The organism is Bifidobacterium sp. W8110 (assembly GCF_016101375.1).
GTDB classification, from domain to species: domain Bacteria; phylum Actinomycetota; class Actinomycetes; order Actinomycetales; family Bifidobacteriaceae; genus Bombiscardovia; species Bombiscardovia asteroides.
This window is the reverse complement of the sequence record NZ_JACFQO010000001.1, coordinates 482,801-499,536: the sequence shown is the minus strand read 5'-3', so window position 1 is coordinate 499,536 and position 16,736 is coordinate 482,801. Positions and strand designations below refer to the sequence as shown.

Annotated in this window: 17 protein-coding genes and 1 tRNA gene; 13 read left to right on the top strand and 5 right to left on the bottom strand. The window is 61.1% G+C overall.

Going from position 1 to position 16,736, the window contains the following annotated elements; all coding sequences use genetic code 11:
- Positions 1 to 13: 13 nt before the first annotated feature.
- The 5 genes from dacB to H3T88_RS02080 all read right to left on the bottom strand — a co-directional run bounded on the left by dacB (position 14) and on the right by H3T88_RS02080 (position 6,744).
- Positions 14 to 1,465: a D-alanyl-D-alanine carboxypeptidase/D-alanyl-D-alanine endopeptidase gene (gene dacB / locus H3T88_RS02100; RefSeq protein ID WP_198203353.1), complete on the bottom strand. Its 1,452-nt coding sequence runs from the start codon at positions 1,463 to 1,465 to the stop codon at positions 14 to 16.
- Between the two features lie 86 nt (positions 1,466 to 1,551).
- Positions 1,552 to 3,183, bottom strand: a complete 1,632-nt coding sequence (locus H3T88_RS02095; RefSeq protein WP_198203352.1) for a hypothetical protein — start codon at positions 3,181 to 3,183, stop codon at positions 1,552 to 1,554.
- On the bottom strand, positions 3,180 to 4,025 hold the full coding sequence (locus H3T88_RS02090) for an ABC transporter ATP-binding protein (RefSeq protein ID WP_198203351.1): 846 nt from the start codon (positions 4,023 to 4,025) through the stop codon (positions 3,180 to 3,182). The genes H3T88_RS02095 and H3T88_RS02090 overlap by 4 nt, the downstream gene beginning before the upstream one ends.
- A gap of 53 nt (positions 4,026 to 4,078) precedes the next feature.
- A complete protein-coding gene (locus H3T88_RS02085; RefSeq protein ID WP_198203350.1) occupies positions 4,079 to 5,305 on the bottom strand; it encodes a glycosyltransferase family 2 protein in 1,227 nt (408 codons plus the stop codon).
- Complete coding sequence (locus tag H3T88_RS02080; RefSeq protein WP_198203349.1) at positions 5,305 to 6,744, bottom strand: AI-2E family transporter; 1,440 nt, start codon at positions 6,742 to 6,744, stop codon at positions 5,305 to 5,307. The genes H3T88_RS02085 and H3T88_RS02080 overlap by 1 nt, the downstream gene beginning before the upstream one ends.
- Positions 6,745 to 6,834: 90 nt before the next feature.
- Between H3T88_RS02080 and H3T88_RS02075 the strand changes: the two genes are divergently transcribed.
- From H3T88_RS02075 to H3T88_RS02015, 13 genes are all read left to right on the top strand, one after another.
- The gene (locus H3T88_RS02075) at positions 6,835 to 7,731 is read left to right on the top strand and encodes a glycosyltransferase (RefSeq protein ID WP_110425678.1); all 897 of its coding nucleotides are present in this window, start codon (positions 6,835 to 6,837) and stop codon (positions 7,729 to 7,731) included.
- 113 nt (positions 7,732 to 7,844) lie between these two features.
- Positions 7,845 to 8,843, top strand: a complete 999-nt coding sequence (locus tag H3T88_RS02070) for a lipid II:glycine glycyltransferase FemX (RefSeq protein ID WP_198203348.1) — start codon at positions 7,845 to 7,847, stop codon at positions 8,841 to 8,843.
- A 104-nt stretch (positions 8,844 to 8,947) separates the two neighbouring features.
- A tRNA-Glu gene (locus H3T88_RS02065) sits at positions 8,948 to 9,019 on the top strand.
- A 677-nt stretch (positions 9,020 to 9,696) separates the two neighbouring features.
- Positions 9,697 to 9,846 carry a hypothetical protein gene (locus tag H3T88_RS02060; RefSeq protein ID WP_014484172.1) on the top strand — a complete coding sequence of 50 codons (150 nt, stop codon included), beginning with the start codon at positions 9,697 to 9,699 and terminating at the stop codon, positions 9,844 to 9,846.
- A 144-nt stretch (positions 9,847 to 9,990) separates the two neighbouring features.
- The gene (locus tag H3T88_RS02055) at positions 9,991 to 11,253 is read left to right on the top strand and encodes a helix-turn-helix domain-containing protein (RefSeq protein ID WP_110417553.1); all 1,263 of its coding nucleotides are present in this window, start codon (positions 9,991 to 9,993) and stop codon (positions 11,251 to 11,253) included.
- Positions 11,250 to 11,837: a WhiB family transcriptional regulator gene (locus H3T88_RS02050; RefSeq protein WP_015021885.1), complete on the top strand. Its 588-nt coding sequence runs from the start codon at positions 11,250 to 11,252 to the stop codon at positions 11,835 to 11,837. Before H3T88_RS02055 ends, H3T88_RS02050 begins: the two co-directional genes overlap by 4 nt.
- A complete protein-coding gene (locus H3T88_RS02045; RefSeq protein ID WP_015021886.1) occupies positions 11,828 to 12,427 on the top strand; it encodes a ParA family protein in 600 nt (199 codons plus the stop codon). Before H3T88_RS02050 ends, H3T88_RS02045 begins: the two co-directional genes overlap by 10 nt.
- Complete coding sequence (locus H3T88_RS02040) at positions 12,424 to 12,675, top strand: hypothetical protein (protein WP_015021887.1); 252 nt, start codon at positions 12,424 to 12,426, stop codon at positions 12,673 to 12,675. The genes H3T88_RS02045 and H3T88_RS02040 overlap by 4 nt, the downstream gene beginning before the upstream one ends.
- 210 nt (positions 12,676 to 12,885) lie before the next feature.
- The gene (locus H3T88_RS02035) at positions 12,886 to 13,278 is read left to right on the top strand and encodes a hypothetical protein (protein ID WP_046323241.1); all 393 of its coding nucleotides are present in this window, start codon (positions 12,886 to 12,888) and stop codon (positions 13,276 to 13,278) included.
- Positions 13,279 to 13,289: 11 nt separating this feature from the next.
- On the top strand, positions 13,290 to 14,144 hold the full coding sequence (locus H3T88_RS02030) for a hypothetical protein (RefSeq protein WP_141650097.1): 855 nt from the start codon (positions 13,290 to 13,292) through the stop codon (positions 14,142 to 14,144).
- 11 nt (positions 14,145 to 14,155) lie between these two features.
- Complete coding sequence (locus tag H3T88_RS02025; protein WP_015021890.1) at positions 14,156 to 14,884, top strand: ABC transporter ATP-binding protein; 729 nt, start codon at positions 14,156 to 14,158, stop codon at positions 14,882 to 14,884.
- The gene (locus tag H3T88_RS02020) at positions 14,865 to 16,022 is read left to right on the top strand and encodes an ABC transporter permease (RefSeq protein WP_046323242.1); all 1,158 of its coding nucleotides are present in this window, start codon (positions 14,865 to 14,867) and stop codon (positions 16,020 to 16,022) included. The genes H3T88_RS02025 and H3T88_RS02020 overlap by 20 nt, the downstream gene beginning before the upstream one ends.
- Positions 16,023 to 16,064: 42 nt before the next feature.
- Positions 16,065 to 16,565, top strand: a complete 501-nt coding sequence (locus tag H3T88_RS02015; protein WP_015021892.1) for a hypothetical protein — start codon at positions 16,065 to 16,067, stop codon at positions 16,563 to 16,565.
- Positions 16,566 to 16,736: the final 171 nt, after the last annotated feature.

Sequence of the window (16,736 nt, the reverse complement as noted above, 5' to 3'; positions counted from 1 at the left end):
GGCTTCTTCCCGTTCAAATACGATCCAGGGATCCGACCAGAGTGTCCACAGCCTGCCTTGCAACAGCCACATCCTCGGGATCGTTGACGACCACAGCAAAGACCAGAACACCGCCTGAGCTTCGAATCACATTGCCTGCCAGTGAAGTCACGTTATCCAAGGTGCCGGTCTTGACCCGGATCAGCCCATCGGCCTGATTGTCTATTTTCCGTCCGGCTGCTGTGCCGGTCAGCCCCACCACCGACAGACCCTTGACCAAGGGGGTCAGCCCTTTCTCGGACAGGGCCAGCTGCTGAACGTCAGCCAAGGTTCCCACCTTTAGAGAGGAGCCAGGGGTCAGCCCCGAGCAGTCGGCCATCTTGAGGCCGGCAGTGTCTACACCCAGCTTGTTCAGCGTACTGGTCACGGCTTTCACAGCCCCGGCTGGGCTGTTGGGCATGCCCAGGGCCAAGGCGGTCAGGCGGCCGAAAAGCTCGGCCAGGCTGTTGTCGGAATTGCGCAGCATCAACGACATGATCTCGCTGAGCCGTGCCGAGTGGATACGTGCCAGAACCCTGCCCTGGGCATGGTCGGTCTGTTCTGGCTCCAGGGCATTGTCCACCTGGATTCCGGACTCCATCAGGCGGCTGGCAAAGACTGCTGCAGCAGCCCCTGCCGGGTTTTGGACCCTGGTCAGGTAGACCTCGCCTGCGTCCGGATAGGCGACTGGCTCAGCCCGTCCCTGCCTGGCCTCATCTACAGCCATGGCTACAGGCTCCTGGAAGTAGATTCCATCGGCATTGTTTGCTTCGATTCCATTCGGCGCCCGATCGTCGCCGAAGAGCGTGTCCTGGTAGGCCAGGGCCACTCGGCCGATCCCCTGCTGGTGCAGGGCCTGTGCCGTCTCTTCGGCCAGGGTCCCCAGTCCGGCCCGGCCATTGACGTGCAGGGGATCGTCCTTTCCGACCCCTAGAAGCATATCGCCGTGACCGCGCAGAATCAGTGTCGCCTGCGAGGGGGAGGAGGAATTCAGAACCGCCTCAGTGTCCAGCTGGGAGGACATGTCCAGGACTGAGGCGGCTGCGGCTGCGGTCAATGTCTTCATGGTGGAGGCCGGCTGGCGTGCCTGGTCTGCGTTCTTTTGAGCCAGCACCCGCCCATCAGCCTGTCGCACGACCAGCGAGTAAGCGTTGCCCAAGCCCGGTGTGCCGGCGAAATCACTGACCAGCTGTTGGACCCGGCCGGCATCCACCGCGGACCCAGGCTTGTCGGCGGCGAGAGTCGGTGGCTCGCCCATTATGACCACAGGGGGGACCGATGAATGACTGGTCTTGGCCAAAGTTAGCGGTCCGGGCACCAGGTCCGCCAGATCCATGCATGCACAGCCGACGACCAGCGCGGCAGCCACAAGCGCTGCCAGAGCCACACGCCAGCGTCGCTTGATCTGACGACGGCGTGTCGTGCGCAGCTGATGTCTGTCACCCAATTGCTCTCTCCCGGACTTGCATTCGCCAACCGAGTTCGGCTCGGTCGGCATCATCCAACCAGCCTAGTACTGGTCCTGCCACTGTCTCAGGACTGCAGAGAGGCATAGCGATCCAGAGTCAGCAGAATGGCCGATTGTCGACGATCGAAGATCCGGGACCCCAGAGCGACACCTACGGCAAGCACAATCAGCCCGTTCGCCAGTGCGACCGGTACAGGCAGCCAGAGGGGAAGAATCCCGCCTGTGATCATGGTCGGCAATGCCACCAAAAGGGTGGGCAGCATGATCACCAGGCTAGCCAGCAACTGCAGCATCGGCAGGAAGCCTTGGGCCACGGCACGCCCCTGCGGCGAGGTGAAGGGCTGGTCCATGGAGGGTACCGGGTAAATCAGCAGGGCCGAGAAGACCTGGGCAACTCCCAGCCCAGACAGGAGCAATCCTATGGTCGCGGCCAACATATCCAAGGAGATGACCAGATCTGGTCCGCCCTTCATTGCCCCGGAGAATACCAAAGTCACCAGCCCAAGCAGGAGTATGCAGGGCAGAGCCACACTCAGATGGCTGCGGACACGGGAGAGCCGGTCCTCACGACCTTTCACTCCCGACGCTATCTCCATGCGCAAGGCAAGCCCATCGTAGGCCAGGGCGTTGCCCTCGGGAACCTCCAGCACCCAGGCGCCCACAATCGGTCCCAGCCATAGCATCATGGGCATCTGGCGGAAGATTATCGCGTACAGAATCACCACAACAAGCAGAAGCGGATAGCTGACAAGCTTGCGGGGGTCCTGACGAAGATAGATCAGCAATCGCGCGGCCATGGCATCCACAGTGTCCCGGGACCGGCCCAGCATCCCCAGCCCCTTGGGGGCAGCCGAACGTTCAGCACTGGCCCCCGCGTATAAACGGTCATGACGCAGACACAGCATGCCGATCATGAAACAGAGAGCCAGGGTGGCCAGCTCCATACACAGACGTCCGAACAGAACCCACCATGATCCCGAAAGGAAATCCTCAGGCAGGCGGACAGCGGCACCCAATGGCGTCCAGGCCAGTATGTCGGCCGCGGACTTGAGGGAGTCAGTGTCGAATGCCATGCCATCCATAATCCCGCTGTCCAGCAGAGAGGGCAGCAGACACAAAAGCATGATCACCACGGTGACCAGCAGATAGAGCCCGGATCGGGAGCGCTGAGAAACCATCAAGGTACCGACCAGGTCCAAAACAGCCCGGGATAGGGCCAGCATCACCATGACAGCCAGGAGGGCCGCGACCAAAGCCACGATCGCGGCTCCGACACCCATGCGGGCATAGACGGCCGTCAGGGCCAGGAAGCAGACAAGACCCGTCAATCCCGTAGGTCCGGTCAGCCCAGCCAGGTAGAGCCCCACCTGCAACTGGCTGTCAGGAATCCCGTAAAGGACGAATCGCGAGGGGCCCAGGATCGACCCCTGGCCCAGGAAGGCCAGTTGAATCAGGACCACTCCCAGAGTCAGCCCGACAAGGAACAGGACCAATATGGTTCCCATACGCTGCCGGTTGCCCGAATCGGCACTGGGCAGCCAGCCTCCCAGTGTCAGTGAAGCCTGCCATGAAGCCAGGCAGATGCCTATGACCATGAGCAGACTGATGATGGCTCCGACCATCTGCCAGGAGGAGTGCTTGATCGTGCTCCAGGTAATGGACCAACGCAAGGCGATGATGGTGGATGCCGTGCTCATTCCGCCTCCCGGTCTTCCTTAGATCCGGAGCCGTTCAGCCAAGCGATTCGCTTAGCCTGGTGACGGCCGCCGACAAGCTCCAGGAAGCGATCCTCCAGATCCTCGCCTGCAGCGACCTGGGCCACCGTGCCATCAGCCCGAACCAGACCACGGTCGATGATGGCCACATGGGTGCACATCCGCTCTACCAGGGCCATGACATGCGAGGAGATGACCACCGTTCCTCCGGTATCGACATATTCGGCCAGAATGTCTTTGAGATTGGCGCTGGAGACTGGGTCAACCGACTCGAAGGGCTCATCCAGCACCAGAAGTCTGGGGGAATGAATCATGGCTGTAGCCAGGCAGATCTTCTTGGTCATGCCCGATGAATAATCACAGACCCTCTTGCCACCAGCATCAGTCAGGTCGAAGGCATCAAGCAGGTCCCTGGCCCGGTCCAGCGCCTCACTGCGCGGCATCCGTCGAAGCATGCCCGAGTAGACCAACAGTTGCAGACCAGTCAGCCTGTCGAAAATCTGATCGGCTTGGGGCATGACACCGATGATCCGCTTGGCCGTATCCACATCCGACCACACGTCCCTGCCCAGGATCATGACATTGCCGGAGTCGGGCACCAGGAGACCGGTCATCATGTTCAGCGTGGTGGTCTTCCCTGCGCCATTGGGGCCGACTATCCCGTAGAAGGATCCCCTGGGAATGTCCAAAGAGAGGGCGTTGACAGCAGGCCGGCCCTGATAGCACTTGACCAAGGCACGGATAGAGACAGCTGCCTTCGTATCCGGCGGAGGGACCATTGCCGTCCGGACGGTCATACTGGTTGGTTGCGCTTCATCGGACATGGCCTCAAGTCTATCGTATCCCCATATCGCTGCGAATCGAGCGATGACCGACCTTAATGCCCCGAGTGCTCGATGGGCTTCCATCCAGGATTGGCGAAAATGGCCTGGAAGGAGATGGGCACGTAGCTGAGCATGAAGATGGGGAAGCTCAGGCAGTAGGCGAAAAGCTCCTTGTTGGATGCGCCAATCTTGTCGCGCTCGGCCAGCACGGTAAGGGCAGCCAGGCCCATCATGGCCAGGAGGCCCAGAATCCCAGCTGCAATGCCATCGATCAGGGTGGTTATCTGACTGGTCCACGTCACGAAACCCAGAGCCGGGAAGAGCAGACCGAAGAAGCAGCGGACCAGACCCAGAACCGTCAGAGGGCAGATCAGGATGGTCAGGTCAACTGCCGAGAAGTCGCGTTCACGGAAAGCCCGGGAGATCAGAGCAGGCCCATAGTAGCGAAAGACCTGAAGGAAGCCCTTGCTCCAGCGCAGCCGCTGCCGCCAGCTCTGCTTGAAAGTGACCGGCTGCTCGTCATAGAGGATGGCGGTGCCGCAATAGCCGATGCGCTCGCCGTGCAGAACCGAGTCCATGGTGAACTCCAGGTCCTCGGTCAGCAGGTGGAACTTCCAGCCATTGTTGCGCTCCATAACCTCCCTGGAGAACATGAACCCGGTGCCGCCCACGTGGCAGCTGGAGCCAATGACCATCCTTGAGGTATTGAGGAACCGGGATTCGCGGATGAACCATAGGGCCGAGCCTGAGGAGACCCAGTTGTCCGAGAAGTTGACCGAGTTCCGGTAGCTGGTCAGTATGCGGAAGCCGGACTGGAAGGCCTTGTTCATCTCCTCGATATAGTGGCGGTCCAGGATGTTGTCCGCGTCAAAGACGAAGTAGGCATCGTAGCGGGAATCAAGACCCCGATCCAGTATCTGCTCCAGCAGGAAGGTCAGGGCGTAGCCCTTGCCCACCCGGCCCGGGTCCTGCCGCTCGACCACGTGGCAGCCAAGGGATCTGGCCAGATCTGCGGTGTTGTCGGTGCAGTTGTCGGCCACCAGCCATATGTCGACCATGGAGAATGGATAGGTCTGCTCCTTGATGGAGTTAATCAGGTGACCGACAACTTGCTCCTCGTTGCGGGCGGAAATAAGGACGGCGAACCGCTTGTCGAAGGGGGCATCGGGAAAGACCACAGGCTTGGAGACAAAGGAGATGACAATGCAGATGGCCTGGTAGACGATGCCCACTCCACCCAGCAGCAGCATCAGAACGTCCAGCACTTTGAGCAGGGCCATCAGCGCCACTCCTTGCGGGGATTATCCTCCCCTTCGGAGGCCTCGTCCCCGGTCTCGGCACCCCTGAGCGGCCTGTGCTTTACCGGGGCCGAGGCGGACTTTGGTATGGGCACCGTGGCCGACTCATCCAGGTCCTTGGCAGTCGGAGATGCTGCCGGGTAGAGCTGGCTGGCAATGGTCATGACAGGGTCTTCCACTCGGACCCTGGCGCTGGACCCTTTGGCGGACCGGCTGCCCACGTGGCTGGCCATCGGCTGGACCACGTGCTCGTTGAAGGCCTCGACGCCCTCGACCACCTTGGACTTGCCGACCGGCTTGGGATCCTGCATGAGCGGAGAATCAATCAGCTCGTAATGCTTGACCGAAGCCGAGAAGATGGCCTGGAAGCTGGCCGCCAGAGGCAGGGCCAGGAAGGCGCCCAGGGCACCGAAGACCGCGCCCAGTGCCAGTACGGACAGGAAGGCGATGGCGGGGTTGAGGTCCATGGTCCGCTGGGAGATCTTGGGGGCCAGAATCATGTTTTCGATCTGCTGGTAGATGATGATGTAAACCAGCACAATCACAGCCACCAGTAGTCCACGGCTCCCCCAGGCCACCACTATGGGGACGGCCCCGCCTATGTAGGTGCCGATGGTAGGCACGAACTGGGATACCAGCCCGCAGAAGAGGGCCAGCGGCAACCAGTAGGGCACCTTGAGGATGACCAGGAAGACCGACATGCAGGCTGCGGAGATGAGCGCCAGAATGGTCCTGCTGAACAGGAAGCTGGAGATCTGGTCCTGGGCGATGGTCCAGACGAAGAGGAAACGACGCTGGCTCCTGGGTGCCAGCCACTGACAGAGGCTGCGGCGCAGCTTGGGGCCTGCTGCGGAGATGTAGTAGATGACCAGCAGGACGGTCATGATATTGATGAAGGACCCTGCCAGCCCCACGGTGGTGGTCAAAGCCTGCCCCGCGAAGTCCGTCACCCAGGATGTCTGGATATTCTTGACGATCTCCCCGCCCAAATCCTGCATGGCCGGCAGGTGCCAAGGGGTGCGGCTGGCGATGAATTCCGCCACCTGCTCATAGAGGGCCGGCAGCCCGTTGGCCATGCCGATGACCTGCTGGACCAGCAGATTGCCGAACATGCCCAAGAGGACGATCACAATAATAATCAGACCTATCAGGGTGACCGCCGAGGCCGCTCCTCGCCGCCAGCCATGCTTGACCAGCCTGAGCACCAGGGGCTCCATGGCCAGGGAGACGAAGATGGCGATCACCACGTCCAAGACCAGGAATTCGATCTTCCACCAGGAGGAGTAGGCGAACCAGGCCAGGAAGACGGCTATGACCACGTAGAGTAGGGCGCGGCCGAACCATTCCGGAGGTCGGCGTGAATCCCCCTTGGGCGGGAAGACCGTCGCGAAATCGAAGCGCTGCTTTTGCTCGTTGGCCATATGTTCCATTATCCCAAGATGGCTGACATGGCGGGCTATTGAGCGCAGGTTGAGCCGACGGTGTATCCGGGCACACGTATCCTGAGGGGTATGTTGACCGTTTCCATAGTCATACCCGCCTGGAATGAGGAAGAACGCATTGAAGACTGCCTCCTGAACGCCACCAGGCAGAGCCAGGCACCCAAGGAGGTGCTGGTAGTCGACAACCACTCCACGGACGCAACGGCCTCCATCGTGCAGCAATTCATCGACCAGCACCCTGACCAGCATGTCAAGCTTCTCCATCAGGACAGCGAGCAAGGGTTGATTCCCACCCGCAATTACGGACTTGACCGGGCAACCGGCGACGTACTGGGCCGAATCGATGCGGACTGCATGCTGCGACCGAACTGGGTCGAGGTGGTCTCCGGCGTCTTCACCCGTGATCCAAAAGCCATGGGCGCCACTGGACCAGTGGCCTATTATGACATGCCAGGCAAGAAGATCGGGCTCAAGGGCGACAACACCATCCGCCGGGCCATCTACCGGGCCGACGACGGGCAATACCTGCTTTACGGTTCCAACATGGCCCTGCGCGCCACGGCCTGGCGGGCCATACGCAACCAGGTCTGCAGGGACAAGGAGGACATCATGCACGAGGATGTCGATATCTCCCTGCACCTGATTGACCAGGGATTCAAGACGGTCTACTGCAAGGACATGAACGTGGGCATCAGCGCCCGCCGGATGGACACCTCCTTCACATCCTTCCGCCACTACATGCAGCGCTTCAAGAACACCTTTGACGCCCACCCCCAGCACACCAGGGAGCAGAAACCCGAGCACACCCTCTACGCCATCTACCCCATCCTGCGAGCCTTCTACCCCGTTTACCAGAAGTACCTGGAATCCGCCGACATCAACCCTGCGGAACGTGTCTGGATCCGCGAACAGATGGAACTCTTCCACCGTCGTGACCAGGAGCTGGGTTCGGACGATGACCGGTGAAGCCGGCCCCTATATACTTTGAGCAGACTAGGATGTGCAATGATTACATCCTCTTTGGGCCGATACTTCCCCCTGTAGTAAAAATAAAGAGGAATTACTGAGGAGTTTAGATAATGCCGATTCTGACCGCTGACGATTCACGGATAGACGCATATGAGGATTATGTAAGGAAGGCACCTTTCACCTCCATAACACAGTCCGTTGAATGGGGCAGGATCAAGAACAACTGGGGCAGTTTTTACGTTTATCTGGGCCCCCTTGAGCACCCGAGAGCAGCCATGTCGGTTCTGACCATCGACGGCTTCGCATACGCCACCAAGGGTCCGGTAGGCGACCGCTTCGACGTAGATACCCTCAATGCCCTGGTCGAGGAGGCCATGCCGGAGCTGGAGGCCCGGAGCTGCTTCCTCCTCCGTCTGGATCCCGAAGTTCCCTTCGACGACGATCTCAACGCCAGGCTCAAGGCTGACGGTTACGTGATGCGCAACAGAAACCTCCCCAAGGAGGAGGCCCATGCCACCACCCAGCCCCGCTTCAATGTGGTCCTCGACATCGACGGCGTAGATCCGGATGACCTGATCATGACCTTCCATTCCAAGACCCGCTACAACATCCGTTTGGCTGGACGCAAGGGGGTGAAGGTGGAGCGCGACGAGACCCAGGAGGCCATGGACGAGTTCTACCACACCTATGAGGTGATGAGCCAACGCCATGGCATCGCCTACCGCCCCAAGGCCTACTTCGACAGAATGGTCCAGAACTGCGCCGGCAAGGGAATTCTGGGCATTTACCTGGCCCGCGTTGATTCCCAGGCGATCGCCGGTGCCCTCAACTTCGAGTTCGGCGACAAGTCGTGGTACATGTATGGAGGCAGCCTTAACATCATGCGCAACTACATGGCACCCTACCTGGTTCAGTGGGCGCAGATCGAACACGCGATCGCCAGCGGCAAGAAGCGCTATGACTTCGGCGGCATATTCGGCTTTGACGACAGTGACGGCCTCTACAAGTTCAAGAGAGGGTTCACCCATAACAACGAGTGGGTCGAGTATATAGGCGAAATCGACAAGGTTCTCGATCAGGAACGGTACCAGGCCTTTATCAAGAAGTAGACCAGGCGGCCAGGCAACACACTGCCCGGAACCTCACTCTTGCCGACCTGCGACAGGTCGGCATTTGCCATGGTCCAGGGGTATCGAGTACCATGGCTTCGTTCGCCCCCGTCGTCTAACGGTTAGGACACCAGACTTTCAATCTGACAGCGAGAGTTCGACTCTCTCCGGGGGTACCGGTTTGCTCCTGTCGCCATCATTGTGATTCGGCAGGAGCCTTTTGTTTTCAACGGGTCGCACCTGCCGGCGATGTGGCGTGCCAGGAGCGTCGAGGTCAGTGCTGCCACCAACGATGCACCTTTGCCTTCGTTTGTGTTCGTGTCGTCGTTGTTGACGATGTCGTACAGCGTGTCGTCGAGCAGTTCGGCCGGAGGCATGCCGAGGGTGACGGCCGCGGCCGCGATGGCGTTGAGGTCCCATGCGGCGTCGAGGTTCATTCTGGCCGATATGGTGGTCTTGGTCACGCCGGCCGCCTCGCACAGGGCCTGCTGTTCGAGTTCTTCCTTGGCCAGGTGCAGTCGCACGTTCCATGCGGCGACTTCCCGCAGGTGCTCTCCCAGTTCGACGGCCTGTGTCCTTGCCGTGGTGTTGCCGGTCATGTCCGTTCCTTTCGCTCGCGTGCCCTTGGGGGCTTGTGCGCACCATGCTATGGGCGGCGCGCTTGGTTGCGCAATACGACCGCCTCCCCGGTTCGGTCTGGTCGAACCGGGCCGGGAAAAACATGGAAAACGAAAGCGCTCCGCACCGTGTTGGCGCTTGGTGCGGGGCTGATCGACAACCTTGGGCGGGATTCCGAGCGATTCAAGTGACATGAGTCCCGGGATTCGCCCTCCATTGAAAGAGAGTTATCGCAATGACCAATCCTACCATCGCTTCCGCCCCGCGTGCGGCGGGAGCCATGAAAACCATCCCGTCGCTGCGTGTGCGGATCGCCCGCGCGCACCTGCTGGCGGTGTTGCTTCATCCCGCGCGCTCGTCGCGCCGTCGTCGCCGGAGCGCCTGAGATGGGCCGGGCTGTGGCGGCGGTGGCCGTCGTCGCAATCGTCGTGTGTCTGCTGGCGGTGTGGGCGTTGTGCCGCGCGGCCGCGTTGGGCGACCGCATCGGCGAACGGCTCCATGATGCCAGGGGTCGCGAGGAGGATGCGCGATGAGCGGGCCGGCGGAGCAGTGGGCGTGGCAGTTGCAGGACGAGCGGCTGAGCCTGTCGGAGAAGTTCGTGTTGGTGTATCTGGCGCGAAGGGCGTATTACGACGACGGGTGCGGCGCGTGGCCGTCGGTCAACACCATCGCGGCACATTGCCATTGCACGCGCCGTTCCGTGCTGCGCGCGTTGAAACGTTTGCAGGAGCTGGGCTACTTGCGCGAGGGTGACCAGGAGCTGGCCGCGCGCAATCCCCGCAGCCACGAGCCCATCCCCAGGGGGCATCGTTCCAAGGTGTGGGACGTGGTGATGAAGGGCGCGCAGACCGAGCCGGAGGATATCACCGATCCCGGCGAGACCGACGCAGGCAAGGACGTTCCAGCGAAACCCAGTACAGCCGAACCATCGCGGAGCAAGGAGTGCGCGCGGGGTGACATGGCGTCACCTGACGCAGTGTCACCTGACACAATGTCACCCCAGGGCGATCCCGCCGGTGAGGTGACATCTTGTCCGAAGAGAGGTGATGTCATGTCACCCAATAGACAAGTGATAACCAATGCTCCCCTTGTCCCCTACGGGGACATTCCCCTCGCCGGGGAACAACCCGAGGAGGAGCGAAGCGAGCGTGATGCACCGGATTGGCGTCTGGCGCTGCCTCCCAAGGGCGTACGCGATCCGCTGTGGACGCCAGGGGCGGAGGATGCGGACGAGCGGGTGCGTTCCCGGGCCCTGCAGGAGGTTCGCGTGCTGACGCTGATCCATGACCGTGTGGCGGCCATCGACCCGAAGGCAGCCAGGCCGGCGTCGATGCGAGACCGACGCAAGGTCCACGAGCTGCTGATGGAACGCTCTCTGACGGAGGTCGAGACGATCCTTGATTGGGCGTATGGCAATCCGCGCTGGATCTCATGGCTGGTGGACGGCACGATGGTCGAACGCTACTTCGCGCAGGTCAGCCTCGACATGCACACCAAGCGGGCACGAGGTCCGCAGCATTCCGGCAGCCATGCCGCTGCTGCCGAGCTCACGCCGGTCCATGATCCAGACCGGCCGGTGGCGGTTAGTTCGGGCTTGGCCTGGCGGGTGCCGGTCTACGGCGGCGGCATCCTGTCGATCGCATTGTGCCAGGCGCACCTCGACGGCGAAACCAAGCAGGCAGAGTGTCCGGTGTGCGCCTACGACCGGCGCAACCAAGCCAGCCACGCCATCGGCCTAGAGAAAACCGACCGCGCCGAAGACAAGGAATCCCACGAGGAGGCCAAGGCATGACCGGCATAGCGGATGCCGCGCCCCGTTCGCCGGAGGCGTGGAAGAACATGGGATGCTGCGCGGATTTCCCGCAGCCGTGGGCCGACCTGATGTGGGGCCTGGAGTTCGAGGACAAGCATCCCCTGGCCCGCGTGTTCCGACAGGCGGGCGCGTCGGTATGCGAGCACGACTGCCCGGTGAGGGCCGAATGCCTGGCCTACGCCGGTGCCGCCGGCCTGGAATGGGGCTTGTACGGCGGCCGCTCGTGCACCGACCGGCGCCAGATCGCCCGTCTAGCGGAAGCCGACGGCGTGCCCTGCCGCGACCGCACGGTGCCCTGGGCCCGGCGCTGGGGCCTGTTCGTCGACTGGCTCCAAGCCCATCCCGAAGTCTTCGACACGGCCCGGGGCAAGGCCAGCATGGAACGCGGGCAACGCCGATGGCGCGCCGCAGGCCGCGCCCAACCCAAGAATGAGCCGCATGACCGTCAAACCATCATGCAAACAGACAATCAAGCAATCCGACAATCAAGCAATCAAACAACCGACCATGCCGGCGATCCGGCGAATGGTCCCGAATCCAAGGAGGAAGCATCATGCGAGTAGCGTTGGCGAACGCGAAGGGCGGGGTGGCCAAGACCACCAGCTGCATCTATCTGGCCGCCGTGCTGGCCCGGCGCGGAATCGAGGTGGCGGTCTACGACGCGGACCCGCAGTCCAGCGCCAGCCTATGGGCGGCCGCCGCCGAACAAGCGGGAGACCCGCTGCCCTTCGACGTGCTGCCGGCCAACATGGCCACCCTCGCCCATCTGGGCGGCGACCCGGCCGCAAGGGAATGGTCGATCATCGACGCCCCTCCGCAAGGCCCGCTGCTCGACAAGACGTTGGCCGTGGCCGATTTCGTCATCGTGCCCACCTCGGACTCGCCGATGGACCTCCAGCAGGCATGGGACACGCTCGACCGCGCCCGACGCGCCACCAGGGCGGCCCTACTGCCGGTGCGCGTCGAAGCGAACACCAACGCCTGGGCCCAGACCCTGGCCGCGTTGGAACAAACCGACACCGCACGCTTCGACACTTTCATCGCCAAACGACAACCGATCAAGACCTCGCTCGGCATAAACCCCAAGCAACTGTACGAATACCGGGACCTAGCCGACGAACTAACGCGCATCGCCAAGGAGGAACTGGCATGAAAGGCAACTACCAACCACTGCCCAGACCCGTGCCCTTCGACAAAGTCCTCGACCAACAGGCCGAAGACAAGCAATCCGCCGGGCAGAACAACGCCGGCGAGCCACTGGTCATGTTCTCCCTGCGCCTGCCCGTCCGTCTGAAGAACCGCCTCAAGATCGCCGCCGCCGAACACGGCACGCCCATGCAACAGATCCTGCGCCACGCCATCGAACACGAACTCGACCACTTAGACAGCAACCATGAATGAGGAAAACAATTCGCACTGGCAAGACCGATACTTTTAGCGCTAGGCTGTTGTCTGAAGCCAAAACAACGAAGGGAAACACGGTTGACAAACGTCAAGGCTTATGACTTGACATCTGTGCAGAAAACAGGGTATCCGCTGATATCGGGAGAGCTAAGACGCGGTTGACTTGGCCTCCATATTGACATGCTTCCCAGAGAAAGAGAGCATATCATGAAACGTCATATCAAACTTCTTACGGCAAGTGCGGCTGCCGTTGCCCTCGCTATCGGTTGCGAGGGGACAGCATGGGCCGATAATGCCTATGTGTCGGGAGAACTCAATAAGTCCGGCAGCCTTGTGCAGTACGACTACACACGCACGCATACATTCACCGGCCCTATCAGCCTATCAGTGAATAACATGCCGTCAAACTATCTGCGCCTCGGGCTTCGTAACATGAAGGCATCAGGAGGACCGCAATTCACGGACTCACTTCAGTGGAATACCGTTGGAGCTAAGTCTTGGGATAATATTCTCGTTGGCACTCGTTTCGCCTTCCAAGGCAGAATGGGAGCTTGCACTTGGTTCTGCGACACTAATTGGGGTGGTAACCTCACATACTAATGGAGGTCAAGATGAATATTCGACGTATGCAGCGGGCGATTGTCATCTTGCTGATACCTCTTGCACTTGTAGGTTGCTCTTCGACTGAAAACAAGCAGTATGGAGAGCAACCTGCAAGTGCGTTAAGTAATCGGACCGCGCAAACGGTGCGGGTCGAGACCGGTGACATCGTTCCCACGCGTTCTTTGAAAGCGCAGGTCGGCGCTGGCGTTGATTTCGCCGTGCTGGCGACCAAGGTCGGCGTCTTCGTCCCGTCGGTGGAATCCGGCCAGCGGGTCGAGCAAGGGACTGTGTTGGGAAGTGTCGAAGACCGGCAATTGGTTTCTCCCGTGGGCGCGACCGTCGTGAGCGTGATCGCTGCGCGAACGACCGTCCCCGCCAACTATCCGGTCGTGACCCTGCGTTTCGACGGCTTCGGCCTGACCGGGGATCTATCCAATCTCGTGGCGACCGTCGGCAACGCTCCTTTCGCCGGGAAATTCCAGGTCACGGATGGCGTCGGCCCGACGGACTGCTCGGGCGTCGTGCCATTGGCCTCGGACGCATCCTCCGGAGCGGAGGGACAGTCCTCCACGATTTCGATCTCCGATTCCTACGCCTGCCTCATTCCCACCGATTCCTTGGTGAGGGCGGGACAGTCGGCGATACTGGTCGTGACGGCACAGGCACGCAACGACGTCGCGTTGCTGCCGGTCACCGCCGTGGCCGGCAGACTGCAGAAGGGACAGGTCCGCCGTCCCGACGGCACGGTTCTCGACGTCGGCCTGGGCGCCACGGACGGCGCCCGCATCGAAATCACCTCGGGACTGAAGGCGGGAGACGCCGTGTCGGCCACTCCTCCCGATCTGGATTCGCAATCCAAGTAGGGCGGCACCGCATGTCTGAATCGACGAAGCCGCTCGTGGCCCTGCAGGGAGTGTCGGCCGTCGTGACCCTGGGCAACAAGGACAGGCTCACGACGGTGAACGACGTCTCCCTGGAGCTGTTCGCCGGCATGACATACTCGATAGTGGGCAAGTCGGGAGCCGGCAAGACCAGCCTGATAAGCATCATCGGGATGCTGAACACGCAGTTCAGCGGCCGTTACCTGTACAAAGGCCAAGACGTCGGCGCGTTGTCCGACAGGCGGCTTTCGTTCATGAGGGCCGGGCACATCGGCTTCGTGTTCCAGAACTATTCGTTGATCGGTCATCTATCGGCGCTCGAAAACGTCGAGCTGGCATTGTGGTACGGCCAGCATGCCCGCCGTCCCCGCGCCACGGGCGCTTCCGCCTCGGCCCGCAGGCGCAGGTGCCTTGCCGCGCTCGCTTCGGTCGGTCTCAGGGACAAGGCGGGGGAACTGCCGAAAAGACTCTCGGGCGGCGAACAGCAACGGGTGGCGATCGCCCGGGCCCTGGTCAACCAGCCCGAGCTTCTCATCTGCGACGAGCCGACCGGAGCACTCGACACCAAGACCAGCGGCGAGGTGCTTTCGGTGCTGCGGGACGCAGTGCGCGAGCATGCCACGACCTTGCTGCTCGTCACCCATGACGATGATCTCGCCGCCACCTGCGACATCACGTACACCATGTCCGGAGGCGAGCTCCATGCTCCGTCAATTGATTAAGGATCTACGGCTCGCCCCATTGCGATCCGCACTCACCGGTCTGTCGATGCTCATAGGGATCGTGGCGGTCATACTCGCCGTCCTCGCGGGAACCATCGGCAAGGACTACCTGGTGGCGATCAACGAACAACTCTACGGGCGCACCCCGCTGGTCACCGTTTCCATGAACAGCCCGAGGCTGAGCGACGCGGATGATTTCTCGCGCCTCGCCGACGCAATCGCGGCCAAGAACCATGAGACGGCAATCATCCTCAACCTTGATACCGACATCACGTTCTCTCCCGGAACGCAGTCAAGCGGAGGAATCAAGGGAGACGTCGTGGCGACCACTCCCGGATATTCGAGCATCTACAACCTTCCGATGAAATCCGGACGCTGGTACGCCGGCGGCGAACGATCGACCGCATCGATCGTCGTCAATCTCGCCGCGGAACAGAACCTTCCCAAGGACTCCACCGCATACGCGAAGACAAACCAAACCACGATCGCGACCCCGTTCACCGTGACCGGCGTCGTCAACGACGGACGCACGGACCCGACCATCTATGTCAACGCCCAAGCGCTGACCCAATACATGAGGATCGTTTCGCGAAGCGCTACCATCCTCTGGCTGGATTTCCCGCAACTCGGCAAGCAACGGGTCAGGACCGTTGTCGAGGACATCCTGTTCGACTCCATAGGAGGCTCCGTGTCCGGCGTTCAGACAATCGACAACGCGCAAAGCTACGAATCGGTGATCACGGTCATGCAAATCGCGTTCGGCGTCTGCGCCATCCTGCTGCTCTTCGTCTCGGCCATCGGCATCGTCAACATCGGCCTGGCGTCATTGGAATCCAGAACACACGAGCTCCTCGTCAGACGCGCGCTCGGCGCCACGCGGGCATCCCTCATAGGCCTGGTGATCGGAAGCCAGCTCATCATCGGTCTTTCGGTGTCGCTATTGGCCGTCGCCATATCGGCATGCGCGGTAGGCGCGCTCCCGGCGTTCCTGCCGTCATACTCGCCTCTGCAACCCCCTGCGTTCCCCCTCGCCGCCGCCATCGCAGCCGTCTCGGCGGCGCTGGCGACCTCGATCATCGGGAGCCTCGTCCCCGCCATACGCGCGGCCAGGCTCCAACCGGCACTGGCACTGCGGTAGCCCAAACACCACACACATCACCAACAAGGAGATGCAACCAAGATGAAATCCACCCTCACAAACGCAGGCAAGAAAGCGCTGGCGACGGCATGCGCCGGCATCCTCGCCCTGAGCCTCGCCAGCTGCACCAACGGCGACGTCTCGAGCGCGGGCGACTCCAGGAAAATCGTCGGCTACGACGAGATCAACAAGGAATACCGGGAATCCATCGGCAAACTCTCCTGGCCCCAGGACTACACCCCGCCTGAATCCATGCCGTCGGATTCCGGCACGTCCTTCCAACAAGGATGGGGAGACACCCAGGCGTCCAATCTCTTCCAGTGCGCGTGGGAGAAGGAATGGCTCAACACCTATTCCTCTCAACCGGAGCGCAGCGAAGAAGCGCTCAAGGAACTGGAGAAAGTCCCCGAGATGGGATTCATGAGCCCTGACCGAGCCGATGACGCGACCCGACGATTCTTCAAAGACAACATCGACAAAGCCAAACTCGGCGACCCCTCCGGCATCCAACAAGACGTCACCGCAAACTGTCCGGCATCCTAAGACCTTAGGATAACTAAGAATTATATTCTCAATGTATCGCATTAGATAACGATGTATTCTGATGCATTTTACTGTTGCATGAGATATGGCTTGGTTCCCATCTCAATAGAAATGGAATCAAGCCATTTTAATTTAATAGATGGTTGAATAAATATTCGTGCATGTAATGGC